This is a genomic window from Microtetraspora niveoalba (assembly GCF_001570405.1).
GTDB classification, from domain to species: Bacteria; Actinomycetota; Actinomycetes; order Streptosporangiales; family Streptosporangiaceae; genus Microtetraspora; species Microtetraspora niveoalba.
Genome location: NZ_BBYM01000010.1, coordinates 172,618 through 193,835 on the forward strand (window position 1 = coordinate 172,618; position 21,218 = coordinate 193,835).

Below are 21,218 nucleotides of genomic sequence, written 5' to 3' on the forward strand. Positions count from 1 at the left end.
CTCGCCAGGGCCGCGTACGGCCAGGGTCCTGGTAGCCTGAATCGGCTGTGTTCGATACGCGTGGGGTGGATTTCCCCGCGCTGCCCACAGCGTCCTCCTGTCACGGCAAGGCGTCGTGACCGCAAGAGTCCAGAGGAGGTTGGATTCCGCATGCGTCGTTACGAGCTGATGGTCATCCTCGACCCGTCCCTCGATGAGCGCACCGTGCAGCCCTCGCTCGACCAGTTCCTGGGCGTCGTCCGGGGCGACGGCGGCACCGTGGAGAAGGTCGACGTCTGGGGCCGCCGCCGGCTGTCCTACGACATCGCCAAGAAGTCCGAGGGCATCTACGCCGTGGTCGACCTGACCGCGGAGCCCGCCACGGTCAAGGAGCTGGACCGCCAGCTCAACCTGAACGAGGGCATTCTCCGCACCAAGGTCATCCGTCCCGAGCTTCACTGAGTGCGAACGGCCGAGCCCGGCTCTTTTGTCGGGCCGTGGTCGTACTCTGAGCCCTTGACGGCTGAGCTGACGGGATAGGAAGGCGAAAGCGACCGATGGCAGCAGGCGACACCACGATCACCATCGTCGGCAACCTTGTCGACGACCCCGAGCTGCGCTTCACCCCGACGGGGCAGGCGGTGGCCCGGTTCCGCATCGCATCCACTCCGCGGTTCCTGGACCGCCAGACCAACGAGTGGAAGGACGGCGAAGGCCTGTTCCTGACCTGCAACGTGTGGCGGCAGGCGGCGGAGAACGTCGCCGAGAGCCTGCAGCGCGGCATGCGGGTCATCGTGCAGGGACGGCTGCGCCAACGGTCGTACGAGACCAAGGAAGGCGAGAAGCGCACGGTCTACGAGGTCGAGGTCGACGAGGTCGGCCCGTCGCTGCGCAACGCCACCGCCAAGGTGAACAAGACCGCCCGGCAGGGCGGCGGCGGCGGTGGGTTCGGCGGCGGCCCGGCGAACGACCCCTGGGCGTCGGCCACGCCCGCTCCTCCGAGCGGCGGCGGTGGCGGCTACGGCCAGGGGGGCGGCGGCGGCGGCTTCGGCGGCGGCGACTTCAGCGACGAACCGCCTTTCTAGTCACCCCTCGGGGTGACAGCACCACACGAATACGTATCCGAGCGACCATTCCCGCATCATGCGGGGCTCTGAAAGGAGCACCACGATGGCGAAGCCGGCACTGCGCAAGCCGAAGAAGAAGGTTTGCCTGTTCTGCCACGACAAGATCTCCTACGTCGACTACAAGGACACGGCGCTGCTGCGGAAGTTCATCTCCGACCGCGGCAAGATCCGTGCTCGCCGGGTGACGGGCAACTGCACCCAGCACCAGCGCGACGTGGCCACCGCTATCAAGAACGCTCGTGAGATGGCCCTGCTGCCGTACACGAGCACCGCGCGCTAAGGAAGGAGTCTCAGGACATGAAGCTCATTCTCACGACTGAGGTCTCCGGCCTCGGCACCCCCGGCGACGTGGTCGAGGTTAAGGACGGCTACGGCCGCAACTACCTCATCCCCCGCGGCTTCGCGATCCGGTGGACCCGCGGCGCCGAGTCGCAGATCGCCTCGATCAAGAAGGCCCGCTCGGCCCGCGAGATCCGCGACCTGGGCACGGCCAAGGAGGTCGCCGGCCAGCTCGGCGCCCTCAAGGTGGTCCTGAAGACGCGCGCCGGCGAGGCCGGTCGCCTCTTCGGCTCGGTCACCACCGGTGACATCGCCGACGCCGTGGCCGCCGCCGGCGGTCCGCAGCTCGACCGTCGCCGCATCGAGATCGGCAACGCGATCAAGAGCGTCGGGTCGCACCGGGTCAGCGTCAAGCTGCACCCCGAGGTGTCCGCGAACCTGGACGTCGAGGTCGTCGCCGGCTGACCGGCGCTCACGACCGTCAGGAGGGCCCTTCCCGTCATCGGGAGGGGCCCTTCGCCGTACCCGGGCCGTACCTTCACTGGCCTGAAATGAACGGCCGATAGTATCTAGCCCGTCCTAAACGCGGCTTACGCGTGAGTTTTACCCATGGAGGCTGAAATGCACCGTCCCTCGCTGTTGCTGGCGCTCGGCGTCCTCACGACGGCGGCGGTCGCGTGCGCACCGGCCAACGACACCGCGCAGCCGTCCGGGAACGCCGCCTCCGGCAGCCCCGCCGCCGCGGCGAGCTGCACCAAGGACCAGCTCAAACTGGTCACCCCCGGCAAGCTGACCGTCGGCACGGACAAGCCCGCGTACGAGCCGTGGTTCAAGGACGACGACCCGGCGAACGGCGAGGGCTTCGAGAGCGCGGTCGCCTACGCCGTGGCCGGCAAGCTCGGCTTCACCAAGGACGAGGTCGCCTGGACGACCGTGCCCTTCGACAGCGCGTACGCGCCGGGGGACAAGAAGTTCGATTTCGACCTCAACCAGGTCTCCATCACCCCCGACCGGGCCAAGGTCGTCGACTTCAGCGAGGGCTACTACACGGTCAAGCAGGGCGTCGTCACCCTGAATGGCGGCAAGTACGCCTCGGCGACCGGGCTGGCCGACCTCAAGGACGCCACGATCGGCGTGCAGGTCGGCACCACGGCGCTGGACGCGGTCAAGAGCGTGGTCCAGCCGGCCAAGGAGGCCAAGGTCTACACCCAGCAGGTGGACGCCGTGAACGCCCTCAAGAACAAGCAGGTCGACGCCATCGTCGTGGACCTGCCGACCGCGTTCTACGTCACCGCCGCCCAGGTGGAGAACTCCAAGATCGTGGGCCAGTTCGCGGCGACCGGCGGCACTCCCGAGGAGTTCGGCCTGGTCTTCCAGAAGGGCAACGCCCTGGTGTCCTGCGTCAACGAGGCCATCGGCGCGCTCAAGTCCTCGGGTGAGCTCGCCCAGATCGAGCAGCAGTGGCTGAGCGCGGCCGCCGGCGCGCCGGAGATGAAGTGACGGATGGGGTGACGCCGCCCGCGAAGAGCGCGCGGCAGTTGGAGAGGGAGCGGGTCCGCCGCGGGCAGGCGATCCGCTCCAGTTCCGTCGCCACGGCGTCCACCATCGTCTTCCTGGTCCTGGTGGGCGTCCTGGTGACGAGTTCGCCGGGATGGCCGCGGGTCCGGGAGACGTTCTTCGATCCCGAGTGGTTCACCCGGGCGCTCCCCGACGTGCTCCAGGGTTTCTGGATCAACGTCAAGATCTTTCTGATCGCGGAGCCGATCATCCTGGTCGTCGGGCTGCTGGTCGCCCTGGCGCGGGGATTGCGGGCGCCGGTCTTCTTCCCGCTGCGGGTCCTGGCCGTCGTCTACACCGACGTGTTCCGCGGGGTCCCGACGCTGCTCGTCATCATGCTCGTCGGGTTCGGCCTGCCCGCGCTCCAGCTCACCGGCGTGCCGTCCGACGAGATCACCCTCGGGGTGGTCGCGCTCGTCCTCGCGTACGGCGCGTACGTCGCGGAGGTGTTCCGCGCGGGCATCGACACGGTGCACCCGAGCCAGATCGCCGCGGCGCGCTCGCTCGGGTTGTCCCACGGGCAGGCGATGCGCCACGTCGTGCTCCCGCAGGCCGTGCGCCGGGTGATCCCGCCGCTGCTCAACGACTTCGTCTCCCTGCAGAAGGACACCGCGCTGGTCTCCACCATCGGCGTGATCGAGGCGCTGCGGCAGGCGCAGATCTACGCCGCGAGCAAGTTCAACTACACGCCCTATCTCGTGGCGGCGCTGCTGTTCATCGTGCTCACGATCCCGATGGCGCGGTTCACCGACTATCTGTCGGCGCGCGCCGCCCGTCGTCGCGGTCCCGGAGGTGCCTGATGACGCTCCTGCGCATCGAGGGCGTGTGGAAGAACTACCGCCACCAGAGCGTGCTGCGCGGCATCGACCTGGACGTCGCGCCGCACGAGGTGGTCTGCCTGATCGGCGCCTCCGGCTCCGGCAAGTCCACGCTGCTGCGCTGCGTCAACCTGCTGGAGACGATCGACGACGGCGCCATCCACCTGGACGGCGACGAGATCACCGACGTCCGGGCCGACGTGGACGAGGTCCGCAAACGGATCGGCATGGTCTTCCAGTCCTACAACCTCTTCCCGCACATGACCGTGCTGGACAACATCACCCTGGCTCCGCGCAAGGTGCACGGGACGCCCCGGGACCGGGCCGAGGAGCAGGCGAGGGAGCTGCTCGCCCGGTTCGGCCTCGCGGACAAGGCGGGGGAGTACCCCGACCGCCTCTCCGGCGGCCAGCAGCAGCGGGTGGCCGTCATCCGGGCCATCGCCACCCAGCCCCGGCTGCTGCTGCTCGACGAGGTGACCTCCGCGCTCGACCCGATCCTCGTCACCGAGGTGCTGAGCATCATCCGCGAGCTCAAGGACGCCGGGATGACGATGATCCTCGCCACCCACGAGATGAGCTTCGCCAGGGACATCTCCGACACCGTCTGCTTCCTCGACGGCGGGGTCCTGCTCGAACGCGGCTCTCCCGAGCAGATCTTCTCCGACCCCGAGCATCCGCGCACCCGCGAGTTCCTCCAGCGCGTGCTGGACGCCGGACGGCTCTGAGGGCGCCGGTCACCCGCCGGTGACCAGCCAGGCCGTGCCGTACGCACGGAGGGAGAGGGTGACCATCCTGGCCATCATCCAGACGCCGAAGGCCGCCCACAGTGCGACGAGGCTGCCCGCGACCAGGGCGAACGGCAGATAGGCGAGGGTGGTGACCAGCCCGGCCCAGGCGAGGTAGCGCTGGTCGCCCGCGCCGATCAGCACGCCGTCGAGCACGAACACGACGCCGGCGACCGGCTGGAACAGCGCCACGAGCCACAGCACCTCCTCCAGGTGGTCGGACACCGCGGCGGGGCTGTCGAACACCGCCGGGATCAGCGGGCGCAGCGCGAGCACGGCCAGGCCGAACGCGACACCGCATGCCACACCCCACACCACCATGCGGCGGGTGGCCGACCGCGTACCCGCCGTGTCGCCCGCGCCCAGCGTGCGGCCGGTGATCGCCTGCCCCGCGATGGCGATGGCGTCCAGGGCGAACGCGAGGAACGTCCAGATCCGGATGGCGATCGTGTGCGCGGAGATCTGCGCGTCGCCCATCCGGGTCGCCAGCGCCGTGGCGATCAGCAGCACGATCTGCAGGCACGCCGTACGGATGACCAGGGCGATCCCGGCCGTGCCCGCGGCCCTGATGCCGGCGAGGTCGGGCCGCAGCGGGACGCCGTGCCGCCGCGCCCCCTTGACGACCATGACGAGGTAGACGGCCGCGCCGAGCGCCTGGGCGATGACCGTGCCCCAGGCGGACCCGGCGACGCCCCAGCCGAGCCCGAGGACGAACCACGCGTTCAGCACGCCGTTCAGCAGGAAGGAGCCCACCGAGACCGCGAGGGGGGTCACCGTGTCCTGCAGGCCGCGCAGCACGCCCGTACCGGCGAGCACGAGGAGCAGCGCGGGGGTGCCGAGCAGGCTGACCCGCAGGTAGGTGGTCGCCAGCTCGGCCAGCCGGTCGGAGGCGCCGAAGAGGTCCACGATGCCGGGGGCGAGCGGCCAGCAGACGGCGATGACGGCGACGCCCACCGCCGCCGCCAGCCACATCCCGTCCATGCCCTGCCGCATCGCCCGGCGCGGGTCGCCCGCCCCGATCTGCCGGGCCACCGCGGCGGTCGTGCCGTACGCGAGGAAGACGCACAGGCCGACGATCGCGGAGAGGGCGGCGCTCGCCACGCCGAGGGCGCCGAGCGCCGGATCGGGGAGCCGTCCGACGATGACGGAGTCGGTCAGCAGGAACAGCGGCTCGGCGACGAGGGCCCCGAACGCGGGCACGGCGAGCCGGAGGATCTCCCTGTTGCCCGCCCCGGTCCCGCCTCGTCGTCCGGTGTCCGCTGTCAGTGGCATAAGGGTATTTTGCCAGTTACATTCGGCTGCTCGGGGGCGCGGACGGGGGCCGGTGGCGCTGTCATGCCCATCCGGTCTCGGCAATCTGTGGACTTTCTTTCCTCCACAGCCCTGGGATAACGTTTCCGCTGCTCACAGCGGTTTCCGTGGCGATGGCCACAGAGTTATCCCCAGGCTCGTCCCCAGGGTGTGCACACCTCGACGGTAGAAGTGCACAAGTTATCCACAGGCCGCTCCACAGGGCGCGTTGCCGCTAGGCTGCGGCAGCCGCGAGACTGTCAGACCGGCGGATTACAACTGGGGTTGCGGTGTTGGGGGGTGTGTAGGTGAGCGTGCTTGATTTCCCGGGGGGGCCGGGCGGCCCCGGGGGCCCGGGGGGTTCCGACGCCACATTCGAGCGGACTCCCCCGCACAACATCGAGGCCGAGCAGTCGGTTCTCGGCGGCATGATGTTGTCGAAGGACGCGGTCGCCGACGTGGTCGAGGTCCTGCGCGGGGACGACTTCTACCGCCCCGCGCACCAGATCATCTACGACGTCATCACCGACCTCTACGGCAGGGGCGAGCCCGCCGACTCGATCACGATCCTCGACGACCTGCAGAAGCGCGGCGAGCTGGGCCGGGTCGGAGGCGCTCCGTACCTCCACACGCTGACCGCGGTCGTGCCCACGGCCGCCAACGCGGGTTACTACGCCAAGATCGTGCGGGAGCAGGCCGTCCTGCGCCGGCTGATCGAGGCCGGCACGCGCATCGTGTCCTACGGGTACGGCGGGCAGGGCGAGGAGGTCGACGACCTGGTCGACCGGGCGCAGGCCGAGATCTACAAGGTGACGGAGCGGCGCACCTCCGAGGACTACCTGCCGCTGTCGGAGATCATGCCCGGCGCCCTCGACGAGATCGAGGCCATCGGCAGCCGCGGCGGCCAGATGGTCGGCGTCCCCACCGGCTTCCAGGATCTCGACGCCCTGACCAACGGCCTGCACCCCGGCCAGATGATCGTCGTCGCCGCCCGTCCCGCGATCGGAAAGTCCACATTGGGGCTGGATTTCGCGAGATCCGCCGCTATCAAGCACGGCATGACGACGGTCATCTTCTCGCTGGAAATGTCGCGTAACGAGATCACGATGCGACTGCTCTCGGCGGAGGCGAGGGTCGCGCTGCACACCATGCGCTCCGGCCTGATGAGCGACGACGACTGGACGCGGATGGCCCGCCGCATGGGCGAGGTGGCCGAGGCGCCGCTGTTCATCGACGACTCGCCGAACATGTCGATGATGGAGATCCGGGCCAAGTGTCGCCGCCTCAAACAGCGCAACGACCTGCGCTTCGTCATCGTCGACTACCTCCAGCTCATGAGCTCTCCCAAGCGGACCGAGAGCCGCCAGCAGGAGGTCTCGGAGTTGTCCCGGTCGCTCAAGCTCCTCGCGAAGGAGCTCGAAGTGCCCGTGATCGCGATCTCGCAGCTCAACCGCGGTCCCGAGCAACGCACCGACAAACGTCCCCAGGTCTCCGACCTGCGGGAAAGTGGGTCGATCGAGCAGGACGCCGACATGGTCATCCTGCTGCACCGGGAGGACGCGTACGAGCGGGAGTCGCCGAGGGCGGGCGAGGCCGACCTGATCGTGGCCAAGCACCGTAACGGCCCCACGGCGACGGTCACCGTGGCCTTCCAGGGCCACTACAGCCGCTTCGTCGACATGGCCACGCACTGATCGCGGCCCCGGTCACCGGCGCGGGCCGGGCCCGGCCGCAGGCCGCGTGGAGTTCGCGTCAACAGGCGGCGGCCACCCTCTCGGGCGCGACCGGGATGTCCCGGAGGTCGCCTGAGTCGCGGGGGTTCAGCGGCACAGGGCGAGCATGGTGTTCTTGTCGGCCCGCGTGACCGACAGGCGGTATTTGAGCGCGACCTGCGTGAACCGGACGGCGTAGGCGCACCGGATCTTCCGCGCCGGCGGCAGCCAGGAGCCCGGACCCCAGCCGCGCTTCGCCTGGTTGACCGGGCCGTAGACCGGGAGCAGGTTGAGCGGGTCGTTGGCGATGCGCAGCCGCTTCGCCTTCGGCCAGCGCGCGGCGCCCATCCGCCACGAGTACGACATCGGCACGACGTGATCGACCTGGACGAGGTCCGCGCGCTGCTTGCGCCAGCGGATGGTCCTGCCGGTGTAGGGGTCGCGCAGGGTCATCCTGACCACGACGCAATCCGAGCCCTTGCGGTATCTGACGTTCCGTCCGTCGCGGGCGAGCAGGTCGTTGCGCGTGTCGCAGCCGTTGCCCGCGTACGGCACTCCGCGCGCGGTGTCCGCCCAGTTGGGGCCGAACCACTTCCGGGAATATCCGGTCTTCGGGCCCATGCGCCGGACGCGGAGCCTTTTGATGAGCTTCGTCGCGGCGGCCCGGCCGGCCCTCGACGTGATCGGGGCCAGTCCGGGGCGCGTTCCGCGCGGGTTTTTCAGGGGGACGGCCGCCGCCACGTGACCCGACCGGGATCCGGCCGCGTTCTGCACGCGGGATTTGTCCTGATGGCCGTTCGCGTCGTTCCGAGTGGCGAGGGAGGCGAGCACGATGCCCGCCACCACAACAGTGATCACTTCGCGTGCGCCCAGAGCCGCCTCCCCGGATGAGACTCCGTAAAGGAATCCCCAAAATTCGGGAGACTTACACGGACGGGGGCTCCGTCCTCCGGCTCGGCGGAAACCCCCTGGTCAGATCACCGGGCGGAAATGCGTGGTGATCCGTCCTCCGTCGAAGACGTGCAGGGCGACGGCCGGAGGCAGGTCGGGATCGATCGGCGGGTAGGCGTCCGTCTCGACCGGCGCCAGCAAGGTGTTCACCACACCCGGCGCCACCAGCAGGGGCAGGCCTGCGAACGTCGTCGCCGCGCCCGTGTGGGCGTGCCCGGCCAGCACCGCCACCACCTGCGGGTGCCGGGCGAGCACCCCGGCCAGGCGCTCGGGCTCGCCCAGCCTGATCTCGTCGACGTACGGGATGCCCAGCGTGACGGGCGGGTGGTGCATCGCGACGAAGGCGGGCACCTCCGGAGCGGCGGAGAGGACGTGGTCGAGCCAGTCGAGGGTCTCGTCGTCGAGGAGCCCGTCGTGTCGTCCGGGGACGCTGGAGTCGCACAGCGCGACCGTCGCGCCCGGCAGGCGGAGCACCTGGTTGACCGGCCCGCCCACCGGCCCGTCCACCGGCTCGCCCACCGGCTCGCCCACCGGCCCGCCCGTTCCCGGCCCGTTCTCGGACGAGGTGACCAGGGCCTTGCGGAAGTTCTCGCGGACGTCGTGGTTGCCGGGGCACAGGGCGAGGGGAACGCCGGTCGGCAGGAGCCCGCGGACGATCTCGTACTCCTCGACGGCCCCGTGGTCGGCGAGGTCGCCGGTGAGCAGGATCGCGTCCACGGGCAGTCGCGCGACGTGGTCGAGGACCCGGGCGGCGCGCGCGGTGTTCCGCTCGCTCCCGTCGATGTGGATGTCGCTCACGTGGGCCAGTACGAGCATGGGTTCCTCCTCCGTGCCGGGGGTCGTCAGCCTTTCACACGCCGGTCCTCGCCGCGGCCCGCGCGTCAGGCGACGGGTACGGCGAGACGCTCGGCGAGGATGCCCGCCCGGGCGAGCTGGACCTTGCGGGCCTGGCCCGCCGCGAACGCCGCGAGATACCAGGGAGCGGTGATCTCCAGCAGGTCCTCCACCCGGGTGCCGGAGCCGTCCGGCGCCAGGTCGAAGCGGTAGACGAGCCGCACGTTGCCCGGGCTCGTCACGTCGCCGCGTACGGAGAGTCCCTCGGTGAGGAGGGTGACCTTGATCGGGTTGTCGTGCGTGAAGACGCCGAGGAACCTGAACCGTTCGATCGAGGTGTAGCGGATGACGCCGGGCTCGGAACGATCCACGTCCCTGACCGCCACGACGAGCGGTGACAGCCCGATGTAGCTCTCGGGCGTCGTGAGGTGCTCGAACACCGCCTCGGGCGCGGCGTCGACGCGGAATGTGTTGGTCAGTACCCTCTGCGGCACCACGGCCTCCGGACCTGGAACGTGATCTATGTCGGGCATTGTGACAAAAGACCGCGCGTCACGAGAAGTCCGGCCAGCCAGGCCCACTCACTCCCAGCGGAACATGCGGGCCGCGGAGATCCCCGCGAGCAGCACCCATCCGGCGAGGACCGCGAGGTGCGCCGGCGACGGCGCGTGACCGCCCATCGTGTCCCGCAGCGCCTGCCCGAACGCGCCCGTCGGCGTGAAATCGCTCACCGCGCGCAGCGGGGACGGCATGAGGTCGCGCGGAAGCCACATGCCGCCGAGGAACAGCAGCGGGAACATCACCGCGGCGCTCACGCCCTGCACGACCCGCGCGCTCGCCGCCACGGCGGCGAGCCACAGCCCGATGGAGAAAAGGGCGACCGCCCCGAGCAGGAGCACCCCGGCGAACGCGGCGAGCATCCGCGGCACGGGGACGTCGAGCACGACGTGTCCCAGCGCCAGCGTCACGGCCGTGCTCACCACGCCGACGACGGCGCTGATCGTGATCTGCGCGACGAGCAGGGACCCGGGCCTGACCGGCGTCGTGGACAGCCGCCGCAGCACCCCCTTCTCGCGGTATCCGACCAGCGTCGCGGGAAGCGTGCTCAGTGCGAGCATCGTGACCGAGAGCAGCACCATCATCGCGGGGAACTGGGCGTCGATGAACCGCTCGCCGCCCAGGTTCGGGTCCGCGTCGCGGAACCCGGGGACGGAGAGGCCGAGCACCAGCAGCAACGCGACGGGCAGGACTGTCACGAAGAACACCGCGGCCGGTTCGCGCAGGAACAGCTTCGTCTCGGTGAGGATCAGTTTCTTCTGGAGCAGCATCGGGTTCTCCGGTTTCGTCACAGTGATCAAAGGAGTGGGGGACGGGGAGGCGTCAGGCCGGCTCGGGGGCGTGGCCGGTGAGGGTGAGGAACGCGTCGTCGAACGTGGTCCGCTCGGTGCGCAGGCCGCTCACCTGGCCCGCCGGCAGCGCGCCGACCACGGCGACGAGCAGGTCGCCGGTGCCGGTCACCACGACCTCGTCACCGTTCCGGTGGACGGCGGTGACCTCGGGAAGCGCGGTGAGCGCGTCGACGGAGCCGGTCGTCCTGAAGACGATCCGCTGTCCGCCGCCGGCCCGTGCGACGAGGCCGTCCGGGGTGTCCACCGCGAGGACACGGCCGGCCGAGATCACCGCGACCCGGTCGCAGAGCCGCTCGACCTCCTCCATGAAGTGCGTGACCAGCAGCACCGTCACGCCCATCTCGCGGATGCGGGAGATCAGGTCCCAGGTGTCGCGGCGGGCCTGCGGGTCGAGGCCCGTGGTCAGCTCGTCGAGGATCGCGACCCGCGGGCTCCCGACCAGGGCGAGCGCGATGGACAGCCGCTGGCGCTGCCCGCCGGACAGCGTGGCGAACGCCGCGCGCGGGTCGAGGCCGATCTCGCCGAGCAGCGACCGCCAGTCCGCCGGACGCGAATAGAACGACGCGTAGAGATCCAGCGCCTCGCCGACGCGCAGCTTGTCCGGGAGCGAGCAGTCCTGGAGCTGGATGCCGATCTGCTCCTTGACGTCGGTCAGGCCGGCGCCGAACTCGATCGTCCCGGACGACGGCGTGCGCAGCGCGGCGACGCACTCGACCGTGGTGGTCTTGCCCGCGCCGTTCCGGCCGACGATCCCGAAGATCTCGCCTTCCTCTACCGCGAACGACACGTCGTCGACCGCGACCTTCTCGCCGTACGTCTTGCGCAGGTTGTGGACGGAGATGATTGCCATGCCCTCAAAGCTAGGAATCTCGCGCTTCGGGAAGAATGTGGCTGCGAACCGCGTTGCGGTGCACTTTTCTTCGACGGGGGTGGGGTTAGGTCCACCCCTTCCGGGCGTCTTGGGTCACTGTGTACGTCCGGTCCCTCCGTACAGACTGAGACGCATGAACCGACGCACTTTGACGGCGCTGGGCCACGCGGCCGGGCTTCTCGCGATGACGGCCATCGGGCAGCTCGTGGCGCTCGTGATGCTGGTGGCCGTCGCGCTCACCTTTTTCGTGGGCATGGTCTTCGCGTTCCCCCCCGCGGTACGGCTCACGCGGGCGACGACCGCGGCGCACCGCAGGCTCGCCGCCAGGTGGTCGGGCGTGACGATCGACGAGCCGTACCGGCCGGCCCCGGCGCCCCCGCGGCCGCAGCGGGACGGCTGGTACCGCGACGGCCGCAACCTGTACAAGACCCCGCGCGTCCCGGCGTTCAACCGGCGGCTCTCGTGGATGGTCAACGATCCCGCGACCTGGCGTGATCTCGCCTATCTCATGCTGAACCCCTGGAGCGGCGGCCTGATCGTGGCCATCCCGGTGCTGCTGGTCGCGGCCGGGATCCCCGAGCTGCTGGACGGCGACCTGCTCGGCCTGCTGCCCGCCGTGGTCGCGGCCGCCACCGCGCCGGCGGTCGTCCCCTGGAGCGTGCGCGTCCACGGGCAGATCGCGCACGGCCTGCTCGCGCCCACCGAGAAGGCCAGGCTCGCCCAGCGGGTCAGCCACCTGGCGAAGACCCGGATCGACGCGGTGGACTCGCAGGCGGCCGAGCTGCGCCGGATCGAACGGGACCTGCACGACGGCGCTCAGGCGCGCATCGTCGCGATCGGCATGACCATCGGCGCCGCCGAGCAGCTCGTGGACTCCGACCCGGCCGCGGCCAAGGCGCTGCTCGCCAAGGCGAGCGAGGCGTCGGCGACCGCGCTGCGGGAGCTGCGCCAGGTCGTGCGCGGCATCCACCCGCCGGTGCTCGCCGAGCGCGGGCTCGGCGACGCCGTACGCGCGCTCGCCCTGGACACCCCGCTCAACGCGCACGTGACCGTCGACCTGCCGGTACGGCCGGACGCCCCGGTGGAGTCCGCCGCCTACTTCGCGGTCAGCGAGCTGCTCACCAACGTCGTGAAGCACAGCGGCGCGACCGAGGTGTGGATCGACATCAGCCACCAGGGGACCACGCTGCGGATCACCGTGACCGACGACGGCCGGGGCGGAGCGGACCCCGGGCGCGGGACGGGGCTCCGGGGCATCGAACGCAGGCTCGCCGCGTTCGACGGGGTGCTGGCGATCAACAGCCCGGTCGGAGGCCCCACCACGGCCGTCATGGAGCTGACCCGTGCGCTGGAGAGCGTGGTCCCGCCGATCCCGAGGTGGAAGAGCGCGATCCTGGGCCTGTGCTGGGGCCTGTGCTGGCTCCCGCTGTTCCCGCAGGGGCTCGTCGCGATGGTCATGAAGCTGGTGAACGCGCCGGAGAGGTCGTGGTTCCTGGCGCTCTACATGCCGGAACCGCTGCAGTGGCCGACGATCATCGGGATGATCCTCCTGGGGAGTGCCATGCTGGCGGGCGCGGTGGCTCTCACGAACCAGGCGAAACGTGCCAAGGTGGACGCGTGCGCGTAGTCATCGCCGAAGACCTGCATCTTCTCCGGGAGGGCCTGGTCGCCCTGCTCAAGGCCCATGGGTTCGAGGTCGTCGCGGCCGTCGAGTCCGGCCCCGACCTGCTCGCCGCCATGCTCAGGGAGCGCCCCGACGTGGCCGTCGTCGACGTACGGCTGCCGCCGACCTTCACCGACGAGGGGCTCCAGGCGGCGCTCGACGCCCGCCGCCGCATCCCCGGCCTGCCCGTGCTCGTCCTCTCCCAGCACGTCGAGCAGCTCTACGCCAGGGAGTTGCTGGCCGGCGGCTCCGGCGGCGTCGGCTACCTGCTGAAGGACCGGGTCTTCAACGCCGGCCAGTTCGTCGACGCGGTGCGCCGGGTGGCCGAGGGCGGCACGGCCATGGACCCCGAGGTGATCGCCAAGCTGCTGGCCAGCAACGCGCGGAACGAGCCGGTCGGCCGGCTCACCCCACGCGAGCGCGAGGTCCTCGAACTGATGGCGGAGGGGCGGTCCAACGCCGCCATCGGCCAGCGCTTGTTCCTCAGCGACAGCGCGGTGGGCAAGCACACCGCGAACATCTTCGCCAAGCTGGGGCTGGCGCCGTCCGACGACGACAACCGCCGCGTGCTCGCCGTGCTCACCTTCCTGAACGGCAAGGAGGCTCCCTGAGGAGCCTGCTCGCGGGCGGGACGGATCAAGGGAGCAACTGGCCCCAGTAGAGCGCCCAGGGGATGAAGAGCAGGCCACCGGCGATCAGCATCCACTCCCGGAGCCGCGCAGTACGCCACCGGGTCGCCGAGACCGCCGTCGAGATGAGGGTCGTGAAGGCGAGCAGTTGCACGATCAGCCAGAGGATCGGCCGACCGGCGACCAGTGGGCCGAGGTCGATGCCGTGGCCGTTGGCGGAGCCGATCATGGACACCGCCGCGTACACGAAGAGGGGTACGCCGACGAGACCGGACGCCGCGAGGATCCGGGCGGGCCAGGAACCGCCGGCGTCGCCCCGGCGGCGACGGACCAGAGCGGCCACCGGATAGGTCGCGAACGCCACGAGCAGCAGCACAAGCGCGATGAGCTGGGCCGGCCAGCCCTCCCACCACGCGGACTCGGGGAGCGGTACGCTCCTGGTCGGCTGCGCGGGCAGCGGGTCGGCGCTCGACGCGGGGACGTTCCCGCTGGTGACGTCGCGGACCCAGGAGCCGACGGTCTCGGCGTAGCCGGGCACCAGCTCGTCGGCCCGCCCGCGCCCGGTGGCCCAGAGCGCGTGCGGGGCGTGGGGGAAGAACCTGATCGTCACGCTGCCGGGAAGGGTCTTACGGAAGATCTCCGCGCTCTCCGCCGGGGGGATCTGGTTGTCCTCGGCGCCCCACAGGGCGAGCACCGGCTGGTGGATCTTCTTCAGCGTCGGCACGGGATCGTGGTGGGCCTCGGGGAACAGCCCGGCGTCCGCTCCGAAGCGGTAGAAGCTCTCGTTGAGCAGGGTCCGGACCGATCCCTCGATCCCGGCTCTGTCCACCTTGTTGGCCATGTTCCACGCCTGGGTGCGCAGCGGTTCCAGGCCGGGCCCGCCGACCGTGATCAGGAACTTGATGTCCGAGCTCCGGGTGATGGCGATCGGCGCCACCCAGCCGCCTTCGCTGAGGCCCCAGACGCCGGCCTTCGCCGGGTCCACCTCGGGACGGTCCCGCAGTACGGCGAAGGCCCTCAGCGCGTCGTCGGCGAGCTGGGAGTAGTCCCGTTTCGTCTTGGAATAGCCGACGCCGCGTTTGTCGGGCGCCAGCACCACCATGCCCTGCTTGGCGAACTCCTCGGCCTCCTTTTGGAGCTCGCTCCACTTGTTGCCCTGGCCCGACCCGTGGACGAGCAACAGGCCGGGCAGCCTGCCGGTGGCGTTCGCGGGTTCGAAGATCCGGCCGCCGAGCGTCAGCCCATCGCTGGTACGGAAGCTCACGTCGGCGGTCTTGAGCTCGGACGCCCCGGCGCTCTTCGTGACGGAACTCTTCACGACGGGGCTGCTCGTCCCGGGGGCTTCGGCGGCGACGGCCGGTGCCACAGTGCCGGCGACGGCGCCGAGGGCGAGAGCGAGGGACGCGGCGCCAAGAGCGATCTTCACGGGGTTCTCCAAGGTGGTGTGCCAGAAGCCGGGAAACGCGACGTGAGCGACGACGTGTCGGGCGTCGCGGCGTGAAACGTGATGGCCTCATGGTTTCCCGGCAGGGCACTCCGTGAGATCGCCGATTCGAGCGGTCTTCCCGCTCCATCACGCGAGGGAGGGGGCCCCGAAGGGAGATCCCTCGGGCGAGGGAGGAACGCGCATCGCCCACCCGCGATACTTGGGCGCTATGTCCCTGATCGCGCGACTTCGGGCGCTTCCTCCACTCGCGGTCGACGCCGTGCTGACGGCCGTGGTGCTCGCCGCGCAGTCGGTCCCGTTCTTCTACGCCAAACGGATGGCCGGCCCGGAGCCGTGGACGATCATGGAGTACCTACCGGTCGTCGGCGCTTCCCTGCCGCTGGTCGTGCGCCGCAGGTACCCCTTGGCCGTCCTCATCGCGATCTTGCTGGCGACCAACGTGTACTCGATGCACGATCCGGATATTCCCCCGCAGCCCCTCTGGTACGGACATCTCGTCGCCACATACACAGTCGCTCAACTCGCGCCGCGATGGCAGCGTCTGGGACTCATCCTGGTCACACTTCCGGGAACGATCCTCTTCGGTGGCACCTCGGTCCCCACCCTGGTCCGCGGTCTGCTGACGTGGGCCGCCTCCTACGCCCTCGGCCGGGCGGTCGCCGTACATCAGGCGTACGCGAGGGTCCTGGAGGAGCGAGCGGCCCAACTTGAACGCGAGCGGGAGCTGGAGGCGGAACGCGCCGCCGAGCGTGAACGCGCCAGGATCGCCCGGGACATGCACGACATCCTCGCCCACGCGGTCAGCATCATGGTCGTGCAGGCCGAGGCCGGTCCACTCGCCGTACGGACCAACCCCGACCGGGCGGAGGCCGCCTTCGACGCGATCGGCGCGGCGGGCCGGGAGGCGATGGCGCAGCTCCGGCGGATGCTCGGCCTGCTGAAGGAGACCGAGGGGCCCAGGGAGCCGCAACCCACGATCGACCGGATCCCCGAACTGGTCGACGGAGTCGGCGACACGGGCCCGCGGGTGTCACTGACGACCACGGGACAGCCGGTCGCCGTCTCGTCGGATGTGGAGGTGGCCGCCTACCGGATCATCCAGGAATCCCTGACGAACATGCTCAAGCACGCCGACGCCACTGAGGCGGAGGTTCGGCTCGACTGGCAGGACGACGGGCTGTCGATCACCGTCACGGACGACGGGCGAGGTCCCGCGGCCGACCAGCGCGATCGTCGCCCCAAGGAAAGCCCCTCCGATCAGCGCGCCTCCGACGTGCAGGGGTCTTCGATGCGCGCTGCCGATCTGCACGGATATCCGCACGGATCTTTCACGCGCGGCCCCGATCTGCGGGCCTCCGATCTGAACGGATCCGATTCGCGTGGGGCGGGCACGCCCGGCCCTGCTCCGCGCGGAGCGGAGAGGCGTGGTCCCGATCTGCGCGGGCCCGGTTTCTCCAGTGGAAAGGGGCTGATCGGGATCCGTGAGCGGGCCGCCGCGTGCGGCGGTACCGCCTCCTTCGGCACACCACCCGGCCGTACGCGTGGCTTCCAGGTCGCCGTACGGCTACCGTTCGCCGATGTGTGAAGGTGAAGCCATGCATATCCCACCTTCCGGGCATATGACGACCCCGGGGAGGGTTTCCACGTGACGATCAACGTTGTGGTGGCCGACGACCAGGAACTGGTGCGCAGCGGCTTCGTCATGATCCTCGACGCCCAGCCGGACATGTCCGTCGTCGCGGAGGCGGGAGACGGAGCCGAGGCGATCGAAGCCGTCCGCCGCCACCGGCCCGACGTGCTGCTGCTCGACATCCGCATGCCCCGCGTGGACGGCATCGAGGCCGCCCGCGTCGTCTGCGCCGAGACCGACGCCAAGGTCCTCATGCTGACCACCTTCGACCAGGACGACTACGTGTACGACGCCCTGCACGCGGGGGCGAGCGGCTTCCTCCTCAAGGACGTCCGCCGGGACGACCTCGTGCACGCCGTACGGGTCGTGGCCGCGGGCGACTCCCTCCTGGCGCCGGCGGTGACGCGCAGGCTGATCGACGACATGGTCCGGAGCCGGCCGCGTCGCGCGGTGTCGCCGACCGGGCTGGACGTGCTCACCGAGCGTGAGCGCGAGACGCTGCTCCTGCTGGGGCGCGGTCTGTCCAACGCCGAGATCGCCGCCGAGATGGTGGTCAGCGAGCACACGGTGAAGACGCACGTCAGCAACGTGCTCATGAAGCTCGGCCTGCGCGACCGCGTCCAGGCCGTCGTCGCCGCGTACGAGTCGGGCCTCCTCCAGCCCGGGAAGCACTAGCCGTCCCCGGACGGGACGTGCCGGACGACAACGGGACGATCGGGGCGCCGACACCCCATTTCCTCCGGGTCCGGGGAGCGCCGGCCATCCCCGGGTGGGACGTACCGGATGACAGGGCGTGATCGGAGCCCGGTCCGGCATCGCAGGGGTGTTCTGTCGGTCCCGCCCGGTACCTTTGCCTGGCAGGTACGGCGCGTAGGGAGGTCCCGTGAAGTTTCAGGTGAACCGTGACGTTCTCGCCGACGCGGTGGCATGGGCGGCCCGGGTCCTGCCCGCGAGGCCGGCCGTCCCGGTGCTCTCCGGCCTGTTGCTTGAGGCGGGTGACGACCTGCGGATCTCCGCGTTCGACTACGAGGTCTCCGCCCAGGTCGTGATCGAGGCCGACGTCGCCGAGCCGGGGCGCGCGCTGATCCCGGGCAAGGTGCTCGCGGAGATCACCAGGAGCCTGCCCAACGAGCCGGTGCAGATCGCCCTCGACGGCGCCGAGGCCCTGCTCACCTGCGGCAGCGCCGAGTTCGGCCTGATCACCATGCCGGCGGAGGATTTCCCGTCCCTGCCCACGATGCCGCCCAGGGTCGGGGCAGTCGGCGGGGGGCTGTTCGCCACCGCGATCGGCCAGGTCGCCGCCGCGTCGAGCCGGGACGAGACGCTCCCGATGCTCACCGGCATCCGCATCGACATCGACGGCGTCTCGGTGTCGATGGCCGCCACCGACCGCTACCGCATCGCGGGGCGTGACTTCCTCTGGCATCCCGTGGACGAGGGCGCGACGCACGCGGCGGTCGTGCCCGCCAGGGTGCTGGTCGATGTGGCCCGGTCGTTGCGCGGCGGCGAGGTGTCCATCGGTCTCGGAGACGGCGTAGCGGGCTTCGAGAGCCAGGGGCGCACCACGACCGTCCGGCTCCTCGACGAGCAGTTCATCGACTACCGCTCTCGGTTGTCCAACGAGTGGACCATGCACGCCGAGGTCAGGGTGGCGTCCTTCATCGAGGCGATCAAGCGAGTGGCCCTGGTGGCCGAGCGGAACACGGCGATCCGGCTCTCGTTCACCGCGGGCGAGGGAGACTCGGACGGCAGGTGCCTCATCCAGGCGGGCGGGGGTGACATCGGCCGCGGCGCCGAGGTGGTCGACGCCCGGTTCACCGGGGACGACATCCAGATCGCGTTCCAGCCGCACTTCCTGCTGGACGGCCTGGCCGGGGTCGAGACGGAGCACGCCCGCATCAGCATGGACTCGTCCACCCGTCCGGCGCTCATCTCCAACGAGGGTGACGACGCCGACTTCCGCTACCTGGTGATGTCGCTTCGGCTGGGCTGAGCCCCACAAAGCGGCCGGGCGGGGCCGATCGGCCGGTGCCGCCGCGGCGGACGGTCACCGGGGGCGGCCGGTCGAGCCGGCCATGGGGGTCAGCCGGCGAGGTCCTGCGAATCGGTGAGAGCGATCAGAATGTGCTCGATGCAGGCGTGACCCGCCCGCTCCGCCGCCGCAGCGTCCCCGGCGGCGATGGCGCGGACGATCGCGTCGTGGGGGATGTAGTTCTGCTTCAGCGAGCCGCCCGCCGCCGCGATGCTGGCGCGGAGCGCGGCCGCGAAGTCGCCGTACAGGTCCATGAGCACCCGGTTGTGCGTCGCCTCGACGACCGCGATGTGGAAGGCGAGGTCGGCCTCCACGAACGCGTCGACGTGCCCGCCGGCCCAGGTCTCCTCACGCTTGGCGAGGGCCTTCTCGATCGCCTTGATGTCCTCCGCCGTACGACGGGTGGCCGCGAGCCGCGCGGCCTCCACCTCGAACGCGCGGCGCACCTCGAGGATCTCCAGTTGCTCGGCGGCACGCAGCCGCCGGGCCATCGCGCCGGACAGCTCGCTGGTGGCCCGGACATAGGTGCCGTCGCCCTGGCGGCACTCCAGCAACCCGGCGTGCGTGAGGGCCCTCACCGCCTCACGCACCGTGTTGCGGCCGACACCGAGATGCTCGGCGAGCACGGTCTCGGTGGGGATCTTGGCGTTCATCTGCCAGGAGCCAGAAGTGATCTGCTCCTTGAGCTGATCGATCACCTGGTCGACCAGTGACGCCCGTTGCGCGGTACGCAGGCTCACATCCGCCTCCTCGGGGGACAGTCATCCGATGAGTCAATGACCGGTCGACCCTGATTATTCCAGAGCCCCCGAACGGGCCGCGAGCCCAGGGAGGGTTAACGGACGAGCGCCGCCGATGCGGTGGATCCCGGCATGCTGGCACGGATCCCGACGGCTTCGAGAGCCCTACGATACGCCCTGGCCTGCTCTTCCCCGGAGCCGACCTGGCCCCAGAGGTCGCCGAGCTGACGCCACGCGCGAGCGGTCTCCCTGTCGATGCCGGCGGTGGCCGCCCCCAGCAGCCCCTGGGCCGTCCGGAGGGCCGGAGCGGCGTCCTGGGAGCGTGCCAACGCGATCTCGGCCAGCACCAGATGGGCGGTGGCGGGAACCGTCCCCCGCGCTCCGGCGAGCAGATCGAGCGCCCGTACGGCGAAATCCGTCGCCGCCTCGGTGTCCCCCGAACGGAACCGCACGTGCGCCAGCACGATGAGGCTGCGAGCGTGCTCGACCACCCGTCCGGACAGGCCGGCGAGGATCTGGCTCGCGGACGCGGCGTACTCGTTGGCTCGGTCCAAATCGGCGTCTTCCGCGGTGTACGAGGTGATCCTCGCCCAGTTCATCGCGATCCGGGCGAACCGGAACGCCAGCCGACCGGACCTGCCGGTCGCGATCGCGTCCTCCGCGAGCTGTACGGCGAGGGCCGAGTCCTCACCTTCGGAAGCCGTGACGCTCGCCTTCCAGAGCGCGATCACCTCGTCGCCGCGGTCGGCGCAGTCGGGTGTCTCGTGCGCCGACAGGACGCGCTCGACATAGGGAAGGCCGGTCTCCGTCTCGGCCAGCGCGTCGGCGAGCTCCATCGCCAGCTCGCCCTGGTCGATGCCTAGCGGCTCGACCTGGGACAACGCCTGGGCGCCGAGGTCCCGGGCGCGCAACATGTCGCCCGCCCGCTGGTAGCACCGGCACAGAGCAACGGTGATGGGGAGGTCGGCGAGGCGCTCGGGGTGCGCGATCGCCTCCCGGCGCAGCCGCTCGTACGCCTCGACCGCGGAGCCGGTGAGCCCCTGGGCCTCCAGGGCGCGCGCGAGCCCGAGCTGGGCGTGCGCGGCGAGCATGGCGTTCTCCTCGCCCGCGGCCTTGACAATGTCGCCGAAACGGTCGGCCGCAATTGCCGGATCGCCGTGGAAAAGCTCGAGCTGGGCGTGACGGAGGCCCAGCTCGGTGTCGATGCGTTGCCGTGGTTCGATCCCGTGCAGGAGGAACTCTGTGGTGCATCCGAGTCGCTCGGCGAGCAGCCGCGCCACGACCGGCGTGGGCGTCCGCTTGCCGGACTCGATGAGCGAGACATAACTGTCGGAAAGGTCGGGTCCGGCCAACTGGGCCTGAGACATGCGCCTGCTCAACCGCAGTCCGCGGACGCGGTCACCGATGGTTCCCTGACTCGGCATCTGGTCTCTCAGGGCGGGAAAATGGTCAATGGTCACGTCAT

At 70.5% G+C, this 21,218-nt stretch carries 22 protein-coding genes; 13 read left to right on the forward strand and 9 right to left on the reverse strand.

All coding sequences use genetic code 11. The features are described 5' to 3' along the window. The first annotated feature begins 150 nt into the window (after nt 1–150). The 7 genes from rpsF to AWQ70_RS10995 all read left to right on the forward strand — a co-directional run bounded on the left by rpsF (nt 151) and on the right by AWQ70_RS10995 (nt 4,485). Complete coding sequence (gene rpsF / locus AWQ70_RS10965; protein ID WP_067173821.1) at nt 151–441, forward strand: 30S ribosomal protein S6; 291 nt, start codon at nt 151–153, stop codon at nt 439–441. A gap of 95 nt (nt 442–536) precedes the next feature. Beyond that, on the forward strand, nt 537–1,064 hold the full coding sequence (locus AWQ70_RS10970; protein WP_067173823.1) for a single-stranded DNA-binding protein: 528 nt from the start codon (nt 537–539) through the stop codon (nt 1,062–1,064). A gap of 85 nt (nt 1,065–1,149) precedes the next feature. Next, nucleotides 1,150–1,386 carry a 30S ribosomal protein S18 gene (rpsR, locus tag AWQ70_RS10975; RefSeq protein ID WP_061256131.1) on the forward strand — a complete coding sequence of 79 codons (237 nt, stop codon included), beginning with the start codon at nt 1,150–1,152 and terminating at the stop codon, nt 1,384–1,386. A 17-nt stretch (nt 1,387–1,403) separates the two neighbouring features. Beyond that, nucleotides 1,404–1,850 carry a 50S ribosomal protein L9 gene (gene rplI / locus AWQ70_RS10980; RefSeq protein ID WP_067173828.1) on the forward strand — a complete coding sequence of 149 codons (447 nt, stop codon included), beginning with the start codon at nt 1,404–1,406 and terminating at the stop codon, nt 1,848–1,850. Nucleotides 1,851–2,006: 156 nt separating this feature from the next. Beyond that, nucleotides 2,007–2,885, forward strand: a complete 879-nt coding sequence (locus tag AWQ70_RS10985) for an ABC transporter substrate-binding protein (RefSeq protein ID WP_067173830.1) — start codon at nt 2,007–2,009, stop codon at nt 2,883–2,885. Then, nucleotides 2,882–3,742: an amino acid ABC transporter permease gene (locus AWQ70_RS10990; RefSeq protein WP_067173832.1), complete on the forward strand. Its 861-nt coding sequence runs from the start codon at nt 2,882–2,884 to the stop codon at nt 3,740–3,742. Before AWQ70_RS10985 ends, AWQ70_RS10990 begins: the two co-directional genes overlap by 4 nt. Beyond that, nucleotides 3,742–4,485 carry an amino acid ABC transporter ATP-binding protein gene (locus AWQ70_RS10995; protein WP_067173835.1) on the forward strand — a complete coding sequence of 248 codons (744 nt, stop codon included), beginning with the start codon at nt 3,742–3,744 and terminating at the stop codon, nt 4,483–4,485. Before AWQ70_RS10990 ends, AWQ70_RS10995 begins: the two co-directional genes overlap by 1 nt. Before the next feature lie 9 nt (nt 4,486–4,494). Here AWQ70_RS10995 and AWQ70_RS11000 read toward each other — a convergent pair whose 3' ends face one another. Next, complete coding sequence (locus tag AWQ70_RS11000) at nt 4,495–5,817, reverse strand: MATE family efflux transporter (protein ID WP_067173838.1); 1,323 nt, start codon at nt 5,815–5,817, stop codon at nt 4,495–4,497. Between the two features lie 326 nt (nt 5,818–6,143). On the opposite strand from AWQ70_RS11000, the gene dnaB reads away from it, so the two are divergent. Beyond that, the gene (dnaB, locus tag AWQ70_RS11005; protein WP_373282313.1) at nt 6,144–7,529 is read left to right on the forward strand and encodes a replicative DNA helicase; all 1,386 of its coding nucleotides are present in this window, start codon (nt 6,144–6,146) and stop codon (nt 7,527–7,529) included. Between the two features lie 126 nt (nt 7,530–7,655). On the opposite strand, the gene AWQ70_RS11010 is transcribed toward dnaB, so the two are convergent. The 5 genes from AWQ70_RS11010 to AWQ70_RS11030 form a co-directional block, all read right to left on the reverse strand. Then, the gene (locus AWQ70_RS11010; protein WP_245646901.1) at nt 7,656–8,405 is read right to left on the reverse strand and encodes an HNH endonuclease family protein; all 750 of its coding nucleotides are present in this window, start codon (nt 8,403–8,405) and stop codon (nt 7,656–7,658) included. Nucleotides 8,406–8,519: 114 nt separating this feature from the next. Beyond that, on the reverse strand, nt 8,520–9,314 hold the full coding sequence (locus tag AWQ70_RS11015; RefSeq protein ID WP_067173843.1) for a metallophosphoesterase: 795 nt from the start codon (nt 9,312–9,314) through the stop codon (nt 8,520–8,522). Between the two features lie 65 nt (nt 9,315–9,379). Further along, nucleotides 9,380–9,826, reverse strand: coding sequence for an SRPBCC family protein (locus AWQ70_RS11020; protein ID WP_067174003.1), 447 nt, complete (start codon nt 9,824–9,826; stop codon nt 9,380–9,382). 87 nt (nt 9,827–9,913) lie between these two features. Continuing rightward, nucleotides 9,914–10,681, reverse strand: coding sequence for an ABC transporter permease (locus AWQ70_RS11025; RefSeq protein WP_245646902.1), 768 nt, complete (start codon nt 10,679–10,681; stop codon nt 9,914–9,916). A gap of 31 nt (nt 10,682–10,712) precedes the next feature. After that, the gene (locus AWQ70_RS11030; RefSeq protein WP_067173849.1) at nt 10,713–11,591 is read right to left on the reverse strand and encodes an ABC transporter ATP-binding protein; all 879 of its coding nucleotides are present in this window, start codon (nt 11,589–11,591) and stop codon (nt 10,713–10,715) included. Between the two features lie 154 nt (nt 11,592–11,745). On the opposite strand from AWQ70_RS11030, the gene AWQ70_RS11035 reads away from it, so the two are divergent. Together AWQ70_RS11035 and AWQ70_RS11040 are read left to right on the forward strand one after the other, a co-directional pair. After that, nucleotides 11,746–13,239: a sensor histidine kinase gene (locus tag AWQ70_RS11035; protein WP_067173852.1), complete on the forward strand. Its 1,494-nt coding sequence runs from the start codon at nt 11,746–11,748 to the stop codon at nt 13,237–13,239. Continuing rightward, nucleotides 13,230–13,886, forward strand: coding sequence for a response regulator (locus AWQ70_RS11040; protein ID WP_067173854.1), 657 nt, complete (start codon nt 13,230–13,232; stop codon nt 13,884–13,886). Before AWQ70_RS11035 ends, AWQ70_RS11040 begins: the two co-directional genes overlap by 10 nt. A gap of 25 nt (nt 13,887–13,911) precedes the next feature. Here the strand turns inward: AWQ70_RS11040 and AWQ70_RS11045 are convergent, their stop codons facing one another. Then, a complete protein-coding gene (locus tag AWQ70_RS11045) occupies nt 13,912–15,330 on the reverse strand; it encodes an alpha/beta hydrolase family protein (RefSeq protein WP_084516806.1) in 1,419 nt (472 codons plus the stop codon). A 229-nt stretch (nt 15,331–15,559) separates the two neighbouring features. Here AWQ70_RS11045 and AWQ70_RS11050 point away from each other — a divergent pair, with 229 nt between their 5' ends. The 3 genes from AWQ70_RS11050 to dnaN all read left to right on the forward strand — a co-directional run bounded on the left by AWQ70_RS11050 (nt 15,560) and on the right by dnaN (nt 18,974). Further along, nucleotides 15,560–16,936, forward strand: a complete 1,377-nt coding sequence (locus tag AWQ70_RS11050) for a sensor histidine kinase (protein WP_067173856.1) — start codon at nt 15,560–15,562, stop codon at nt 16,934–16,936. 60 nt (nt 16,937–16,996) lie between these two features. Further along, complete coding sequence (locus tag AWQ70_RS11055) at nt 16,997–17,656, forward strand: response regulator (protein WP_067173858.1); 660 nt, start codon at nt 16,997–16,999, stop codon at nt 17,654–17,656. 208 nt (nt 17,657–17,864) lie between these two features. Continuing rightward, nucleotides 17,865–18,974 (forward strand): DNA polymerase III subunit beta, encoded by a 1,110-nt coding sequence (dnaN, locus tag AWQ70_RS11060; RefSeq protein WP_067173860.1) that lies wholly within the window; start codon nt 17,865–17,867, stop codon nt 18,972–18,974. 89 nt (nt 18,975–19,063) lie between these two features. Here the strand turns inward: dnaN and AWQ70_RS11065 are convergent, their stop codons facing one another. After that, nucleotides 19,064–19,753 carry a FadR/GntR family transcriptional regulator gene (locus tag AWQ70_RS11065; RefSeq protein WP_067173861.1) on the reverse strand — a complete coding sequence of 230 codons (690 nt, stop codon included), beginning with the start codon at nt 19,751–19,753 and terminating at the stop codon, nt 19,064–19,066. Nucleotides 19,754–19,848: 95 nt separating this feature from the next. Beyond that, nucleotides 19,849–21,177: a helix-turn-helix domain-containing protein gene (locus AWQ70_RS11070; RefSeq protein ID WP_067173863.1), complete on the reverse strand. Its 1,329-nt coding sequence runs from the start codon at nt 21,175–21,177 to the stop codon at nt 19,849–19,851. Between the last annotated feature and the right edge of the window lie 41 nt (nt 21,178–21,218).

What these genes read in the sequence shown, in the direction of transcription:
- rplI (WP_067173828.1), top strand. Translation starts at nt 1,404, where the DNA reads ATGAAGCTCATTCTCACGACTGAGGTCTCCGGCCTCGGCACCCCCGGC.
- rpsR (WP_061256131.1), top strand. Translation starts at nt 1,150, where the DNA reads ATGGCGAAGCCGGCACTGCGCAAGCCGAAGAAGAAGGTTTGCCTGTTC.
- AWQ70_RS11035 (WP_067173852.1), top strand. Translation starts at nt 11,746, where the DNA reads ATGAACCGACGCACTTTGACGGCGCTGGGCCACGCGGCCGGGCTTCTC.
- AWQ70_RS11000 (WP_067173838.1), bottom strand. Translation starts at nt 5,817, where the DNA reads ATGCCACTGACAGCGGACACCGGACGACGAGGCGGGACCGGGGCGGGC.
- AWQ70_RS11050 (WP_067173856.1), top strand. Translation starts at nt 15,560, where the DNA reads ATGTCCCTGATCGCGCGACTTCGGGCGCTTCCTCCACTCGCGGTCGAC.
- AWQ70_RS11070 (WP_067173863.1), bottom strand. Translation starts at nt 21,177, where the DNA reads ATGCCGAGTCAGGGAACCATCGGTGACCGCGTCCGCGGACTGCGGTTG.
- AWQ70_RS10985 (WP_067173830.1), top strand. Translation starts at nt 2,007, where the DNA reads ATGCACCGTCCCTCGCTGTTGCTGGCGCTCGGCGTCCTCACGACGGCG.
- AWQ70_RS11030 (WP_067173849.1), bottom strand. Translation starts at nt 11,591, where the DNA reads ATGGCAATCATCTCCGTCCACAACCTGCGCAAGACGTACGGCGAGAAG.
- rpsF (WP_067173821.1), top strand. Translation starts at nt 151, where the DNA reads ATGCGTCGTTACGAGCTGATGGTCATCCTCGACCCGTCCCTCGATGAG.
- AWQ70_RS10970 (WP_067173823.1), top strand. Translation starts at nt 537, where the DNA reads ATGGCAGCAGGCGACACCACGATCACCATCGTCGGCAACCTTGTCGAC.
- AWQ70_RS11015 (WP_067173843.1), bottom strand. Translation starts at nt 9,314, where the DNA reads ATGCTCGTACTGGCCCACGTGAGCGACATCCACATCGACGGGAGCGAG.
- AWQ70_RS10995 (WP_067173835.1), top strand. Translation starts at nt 3,742, where the DNA reads ATGACGCTCCTGCGCATCGAGGGCGTGTGGAAGAACTACCGCCACCAG.